Origin of the sequence: Enterobacter cloacae complex sp. P12RS (genome assembly GCF_014895875.1) — a bacterium.
Classification (GTDB): Bacteria; Pseudomonadota; Gammaproteobacteria; order Enterobacterales; family Enterobacteriaceae; genus Enterobacter; species Enterobacter bugandensis.
Map to the genome: position 1 here is coordinate 1 of NZ_JADBQO010000071.1, position 5131 is coordinate 5131.

The window sequence follows — 5131 nt, forward strand, 5'->3', positions numbered from 1 at the left end:
GTTTTTAAGTATTAGAAGTGGGCATCTTTGCACATATCTTGTTATTTGAAATCCTGATTCCCACTAGTGGTAATCTTTCGAGTACCATAAGTTACTGTCCCTTTACCCTGTGGCATTGATAAACCGCATCTTGCAGTTTTCCACTAAAGATATCATCATAGTTGGTATCTAACTGTTGATATTGAAGGCTGTTTTTGTATGGTCGAATAATATTTAGTGGACAAAGAAGGCGTATATCCCCAAGAGAATAATTTTTTTACGACATTAAGTAAGTAATATTTTCATTAGAAGAAAGTCACTCCCCGCCAAGCTGAGTCCCTAAAATATTCAGCAGTATAGGAGGCAGTTTGCACGCTATAGACATGAGGGTTTAGAATCATTATACCTAATGCCCTGAGAAAAATTGATCTGCTTCCAGTTGATATTGTGCCGTATCGCCAGGGTATGACCTGTCGTGCCAGCTCATTGTTCTCCAAATCCCAGGATGGCCCGTCCAATGTGAGCAATGCGTAGCTCAGGCTCATTAGGCCGGATACAAGTGTGCCGCGGGCAGTGACAGTGAATAGAGTCTGATAGCCGCTTCGCCTTAGCGCGCCTTGCAGACCGTCACCAACGGTAGCGCGGGAGTTTTCCGGCAATGCCACGCCGATTACCTGCAATATCAGGTCGTGCTGCGCTAAATCAGGTGCTAGCTTTAAAGAGGGTAGCGCCCGGAATAAAACCGGGCTCAGCATTTTCAGGAACCGGAGAAATCTCTTTAATGGGCGAAGGCAAGAGAGGCGAGGAGGTTGTCGCGCAGCCACTGAGCAAGGCAGTGACGACAAAAAGCCACTTTGTGAGATGGATCAAAGGCATGGTTTAGCTCTCTGTTACGATGAACTGTTACCTTCGTCGGACAAATAGATTTGATTAGCAAAAAATGTGCAATGACCAAAACCGTTTTGATCGCAACTGCACCCCTCAGCAGATTTGGTCGTGCTAGGCAGTCTCTTGCGGTTTGAGGGCTACTCTTATTTTGGAAGATAATCAAAAAGATAGGGAGGCAGTAATGCGGATTTCCCGAATCCGGTTAATTAATTTCGCCAACTTCTCCGACGTTGATGTTGAAACGGGTGAGAGTATTGTTATTGTTGGTGAAAACAAGGTTGGCAAGAGCAATTTTATTCGCGGCCTGCAACTGATTCTTGACCCAGCGTTGTCTGAGCGTGACCGTCAACTGGGTTTTGAACATTTTTGGGATGGATTGGGCGAAGACAAATTGGGGGAGGCCATTGAAATTTCAGTAGATTTCACTGATTTCACTGACGATCCCCGATTGATGGCTCATCTGAATGACTGTGTCCTTAATCCGGGGCCTCCGATGGTGGCCCGCCTTACCTATCGCTTTCAGCCCAAAACCGAGTTAAATCGAGCTCCAGAATCGTTAAAAGATTATGAGTATGTGATCTTCGGTGGTGCTGATCCTGACATGCATATTGGTGGTGCGTTTCGTCGTATGTTGCCCATCGATGTTCAAGGCGCGTTGCGTGATGCTGAGAAGGATCTTTCAAGTTGGCGCAATTCACCCTTGAGGCCGCTTATTGAAGAACTTTCCGCATCTCTGGACGAGGAGGATCGTGAGGAGATTCAAACCCTGGTCGATGAGGCTCAGCGGGAACTGGCTGGGCATGATGAGGTGGTGGCGACAGCCGAACGAATTAGCGAACGGTTGATTGCTATAGCAGGTGAGCAACATGCCGTTCCGGTATCGCTCGGACTTGCACCGACTCGCGTTGATGCGCTGCTACGTAGCCTGCGTTTGCTGCTCGACAGTGGCATTCGGGGCATTGGCGATGCCAGCTTGGGGACAGCTAATCTGATTTTTCTGGCTCTGAAAAGCCTCGAACTTGATCGTCTTGTTGATGACGGAGAGCGAGACCATACGTTTTTCGTCGTCGAGGAGCCTGAGGCACATTTGCATCCGCACGTACAGCGCCTAGTCTACCGTTATTTCCTGGGTACTGACGGGGAGAATGGTGATGAAAGGGCACCGCTGACAACGATCCTGACCACCCATTCCCCACATATTGCCAGCGTCACGCCTGTCAGATCTATCGTTCTGCTGCGTCATGACGCAGAGGACGAGAAGACTATTGCTGTTTCAACGGCGAACGCACCGTTTACGCAGCGGGACGAAGATGATCTGCAGCGCTATATCGACGTCACCCGCGGCGAAATATTCTTTTCACGTGGGGTGATCCTAGTGGAAGGGGATGCTGAACGCTTTCTTGTCCCTGCATTCGCCGATGCTCTTGATATTCCCCTCGATATGCTTGGGATCACGGTGTGCTCGATCGGTGGAACAAATTTCACTCCGTATGTGAAGCTCCTGGGGCCACGGGGGCTTAATATTCCGCATGTGATTTTGACAGACCGCGATCCTATGGCGGTTGGAGAGCCGCTGGTTCGTAGGAGACTTATCAATATTTTAGACGTGCTTGAGGGAGATGTTGACCATGATGATATGGATACCGATGAAGTGATTGCACGTGCCGGGGTGTATGGATGCTTTGTCAATGAGATCACCTTGGAGCCTGAGCTGTTTACCGGTGGACTGGCCGAAGCCATGCAGTCGGTCATTGAGCGGGAACTATCTCTGGCGCAAGTTACCTTAGATCGGATACAGGCATGGGTGGATGACACGGACCAGCTTGATATAGCCCGGTTGTTGAAACTAATTGAGCGAATTGGCAAAGGGCGGTTCGCCCAGGCGCTGGCAACTTCGGTGTCGGAGGATGTTTGTCCGGATTACATTCGCGAAGCACTGGAGCATATCCGCGATGCCGTTGCGTAGTGTCAGTGCAGCCTATTTGGCTCAGGCTGCCGAGCTGGCCGGGAATCCGGGCCAGTTAGCCGCGTATGAATCCCGTGGGCATTGCGTGGTACTCGCCGGGCCAGGTAGTGGTAAGACCAAGACGCTCGTGCTGAAGCTGGCCCGAATCCTGGCCGAGGATGTTCAGGCTCCACGTGGCGCGGCATGTATCACATATAGCCAAGAATGTGCTCGCGAGCTGATCCGTCGTCTCGAAGCGCTGGGGCTCAGAGAAGCACCGAATCTCTTTATCGGAACCGTCCATGGGTTCTGTTTGCGCCATCTGTTGATGCCCTATGGACGACTGGCCGATTTGCCAATCCCATTTCCGCTTTCAGTAGCTTCTCAGCGTGCTAGCGAGCGGTTACTTCGACAATCTGGTGACCGTCTCTTTGGCCCAAACCATCCCTATAAAGCTATTGATCTCGGACGACATCGCCGTTCGGTGCTGAACCGCAACAGTGTTGCCTGGCGTGCAGAGGAGGAACTCGCTGCCTGGGCCGAGGCCTACGAAGCGGCATTGCGGCAGGAAGGGCTAATCGACTACGACGATATGGTGGTATTCGGCCAGCGTCTGATCGTCGAGCATGACTGGGTTCTACCCTTGGTACAGGCGAAATTTCCGATCCTTGCGGTTGATGAATATCAGGATTTGGGCGTTGCGCTCCACCGTATAGTCAAACGCCTGGCTTTCGAGGGTGGCGTACGCTTATTTGCTGTGGGTGATGCAGACCAATCGATCTACGGTTTCACTGGTGCCGATGGTGCGTTACTCATGGAACTGGCAAGCAGGAGAGACGTTGAAACAGTCAGGCTTCAGTTGAACTATAGATCAGGAACGGGCATCGTCAATGCATCTGAGATGGTGTTGGGTGAGGTTCGTGGTTATCGCGCAAGCGACCCGAACCGCCAGACAACCATTGCGTTCCAGCTGTGTCCGGATGGTCTGGAGGATCAGGCTGTCCATGCTGTCGCGCAGATTATTCCAACTGCGTTAGCTGCTAAGCCGGGTCGAACGCTGGGTGACATCGCCATTCTGTACAAGGACTACCGTGCCGGTGATGTGGTGGCCGATGCGGTGACCGCTGGCGGTTTTGATTACATTCGTGTGGACACCGCAGCACCTTATCGCAAGGTTGCCTTGACGAGCTGGGTGGAGGATTGCGCGGCATGGTGTGCTGGTGGTTGGCGTATTGGGCGCCCTCAACTGCGTGGATTGATAGACCGTTATCTGGCATTTCATCGGGCGAGACTGGATGATGCATGCGCCCGGCGCAAGGGACAGGAGTTAACTAGGCTGCTTTGGGCACTTCGCACCGACCAGCAACCTGCGTGCGATTTTGTCGTGTCGTTGCGCAACGGACTCGTTGATTCCCTGCTGGCTACTGAACCGGCACTTTCTGATCAGGCTGAGCAACTGGAACACATGACTGCAGCACTTGCCGAAGGCGGTGCGTTGGCGCTGCTGGACATAACGAGCCTAGGTGGTCGTGACGGCTCACCTGAACACCTCAATTTGCTGACGCTTCACTCAGCCAAAGGTTGCGAATATGACGTGGTCATCATGGTCGGTTTGGATCTGGGGAATTTGCCGTGGCGTAATGAGGCGCCAGAGAAGCTGCGCGAAAGCCGTCGTCTTTTCTATGTGGGGCTGACCCGCGCACGGGATGAGGTGCATATGCTGTATTCCGGTTTTGTTGATGGTCGCAACGGCCCTATGCGTCTAGGGCGTTCCCCATTTCTGGATGAACTGGAGGCGCGAATGCGAGGGGCCGGTTTATGGTAGTCGGGAATAAATGCGTGATCGAATCTGTGGACAGCCAGCAAAAGAAAACGCCGATAATTGCGCCACCTTCCAATGCTGAACCAAAGGCACAATGCATCTTCCATAATTTAGTCCACTGAACAGGTAAATCATCACCTGCGACTGAAACTGGACCGAAAGATGGTTTGCTACCCGTTAAAAGCGATGAAAAACGATAAACGCTCTAATTTCAAAGCCGCCAGCATGGCATCGAAAACGCATCGTTATTTGATGGATAAAATTTGAGTCTGTTAGCGATTCACCAATCAAACCAAAGCAAGAGCCCGCTCAGGTTTCCCTGAGCGGGCTCTTCAAATTGACTGGACTCGTACTTCATTTGTATCCCTTGTTACAAGGGATGATAATATTTTAATAAAACCACCCCTAATTCATAAGGGGTAGTTTTATTTTAAATTAACCTGTAATAAACAATTTTGACTTGTTGCTAGGCGTTTTAAAATTACTCAATCCTCTCT

The 5131-nt window shown here is 51.0% G+C and carries 2 protein-coding genes and 1 pseudogene; all 3 read left to right on the forward strand.

Annotated elements, in window-relative coordinates; translation table 11 throughout:
- The first annotated feature begins 1048 nt into the window (after nucleotides 1–1048).
- On the forward strand, nucleotides 1049–2833 hold the full coding sequence (locus IM284_RS22615) for an ATP-dependent endonuclease (RefSeq protein WP_193055555.1): 1785 nt from the start codon (nucleotides 1049–1051) through the stop codon (nucleotides 2831–2833).
- Complete coding sequence (locus tag IM284_RS22620) at nucleotides 2820–4637, forward strand: ATP-dependent helicase (protein WP_047955831.1); 1818 nt, start codon at nucleotides 2820–2822, stop codon at nucleotides 4635–4637. The genes IM284_RS22615 and IM284_RS22620 overlap by 14 nt, the downstream gene beginning before the upstream one ends.
- 174 nt (nucleotides 4638–4811) lie before the next feature.
- Nucleotides 4812–4901 (forward strand): annotated as a pseudogene (locus IM284_RS23510) (hypothetical protein); the annotation flags it as partial.
- Nucleotides 4902–5131 lie beyond the last annotated feature (230 nt).